Annotated in this window: 2 tRNA genes and 1 rRNA gene; all 3 read left to right on the top strand. The window is 42.0% G+C overall.

From position 1 onward, the window contains the following. The 3 genes from IQC44_RS11355 to IQC44_RS11345 all read left to right on the top strand — a co-directional run bounded on the left by IQC44_RS11355 (position 1) and on the right by IQC44_RS11345 (position 1,792). Positions 1-1,517: ribosomal RNA gene (locus tag IQC44_RS11355) — 16S ribosomal RNA — on the top strand. A 109-nt stretch (positions 1,518-1,626) separates the two neighbouring features. Next, a tRNA-Ile gene (locus tag IQC44_RS11350) sits at positions 1,627-1,703 on the top strand. A gap of 13 nt (positions 1,704-1,716) precedes the next feature. Continuing rightward, positions 1,717-1,792, top strand: a tRNA-Ala gene (locus IQC44_RS11345). Positions 1,793-2,053 lie beyond the last annotated feature (261 nt).

Raw genomic sequence — 2,053 nt, 5'->3', positions numbered from 1 at the left:
TTATGGAGAGTTTGATCCTGGCTCAGAGTGAACGCTGGCGGCGTGCTTAACACATGCAAGTCGAACGAGAACGGATTATAGCTTGCTATAATTGTCAGCTAAGTGGCGCACGGGTGAGTAATGTATAGGTAATATGCCTTTTACTAAGGGATAACAATTGGAAACGATTGCTAATACCTTATACTCCTATTTAACATAAGTTAAATAGGGAAAGATTTATTGGTAAGAGATTGGCCTGTATTGTATCAGTTAGTTGGTGGGGTAATGGCCTACCAAGACGATGACGCATAACTGGTTTGAGAGGATGATCAGTCACACTGGAACTGAGACACGGTCCAGACTCCTACGGGAGGCAGCAGTGGGGAATATTGCACAATGGACGGAAGTCTGATGCAGCAACGCCGCGTGGAGGATGACACATTTCGGTGCGTAAACTCCTTTTATATGAGAAGATAATGACGGTATTATATGAATAAGCACCGGCTAACTCCGTGCCAGCAGCCGCGGTAATACGGGGGGTGCAAGCGTTACTCGGAATCACTGGGCGTAAAGAGCATGTAGGCGGATTGATAAGTTTGAAGTGAAATCCTATAGCTTAACTATAGAACTGCTTTGAAAACTGTTAATCTAGAATGTGGGAGAGGTAGATGGAATTTCTGGTGTAGGGGTAAAATCCGTAGAGATCAGAAGGAATACCGATTGCGAAGGCGATCTACTGGAACATTATTGACGCTGAGATGCGAAAGCGTGGGGAGCAAACAGGATTAGATACCCTGGTAGTCCACGCCCTAAACGATGTACACTAGTTGTTGTGAGGCTAGACCTTGCAGTAATGCAGTTAACACATTAAGTGTACCGCCTGGGGAGTACGGTCGCAAGATTAAAACTCAAAGGAATAGACGGGGACCCGCACAAGCGGTGGAGCATGTGGTTTAATTCGACGATACACGAAGAACCTTACCTGGACTTGACATAGTAAGAATGATTTAGAGATAGATTAGTGTCTGCTTGCAGAAACTTGCATACAGGTGCTGCACGGCTGTCGTCAGCTCGTGTCGTGAGATGTTGGGTTAAGTCCCGCAACGAGCGCAACCCTCGTCGTTAGTTGCTAACAGTTTGGCTGAGAACTCTAACGAGACTGCCTACGCAAGTAGGAGGAAGGTGAGGATGACGTCAAGTCATCATGGCCCTTACGTCCAGGGCTACACACGTGCTACAATGGGATATACAATGAGCCGCAATACGGTGACGTGGAGCAAATCTTATAAAATATCTCCCAGTTCGGATTGTAGTCTGCAACTCGACTACATGAAGTTGGAATCGCTAGTAATCGTAGATCAGCTATGCTACGGTGAATACGTTCCCGGGTCTTGTACTCACCGCCCGTCACACCATGGGAGTTGAACTCATTCGAAGCGGGGATGCTAAGGTAGCTACCTTCCACAGTGGATTCAGCGACTGGGGTGAAGTCGTAACAAGGTAACCGTAGGAGAACCTGCGGTTGGATCACCTCCTTTCAGAGAAATATATTAAGATTTGTTTCTTAATATAGATATGAATAAAAAAAAGAATAATAGAGATAAGATTAGATATTCAGTTTGTAAAGATTATTTAGAAGAAGTAAATGGGCCTATAGCTCAGCTGGCTAGAGCGCTCGACTGATAATCGTGAGGTCTCAGGTTCAAGTCCTGATAGGCCCACCATAAGTAATCTGTTGGGGAATTAGCTCAGCTGGGAGAGCGCCTGCTTTGCACGCAGGAGGTCAGCGGTTCGATCCCGCTATTCTCCACCATTAATAAATACAAATAAAGAGTAGAAATTAGATATAAGTTTTATATAGTAATAAATATAAGATTTATATCTGGTTTTAATAAAAACTAGTGATATTTAAAAATATAATGTTAAAGTCTTTAAAATTTTTTCGTAAAATTAAATAGAAATGTTTAATTTTAAAATAAAAAAATTTCATATCAATAAAATGATAAAACACAACTAAAATATTAGATATATGAGAATATGTTTAATAAGATAGTAGCCAAAGAATATTATCAAA

This window comes from Arcobacter vandammei (genome assembly GCF_016106035.1).
Classification (GTDB): domain Bacteria; phylum Campylobacterota; class Campylobacteria; order Campylobacterales; family Arcobacteraceae; genus Aliarcobacter; species Aliarcobacter vandammei.
This window is presented reverse-complemented; position numbering and strand designations above follow the sequence as displayed.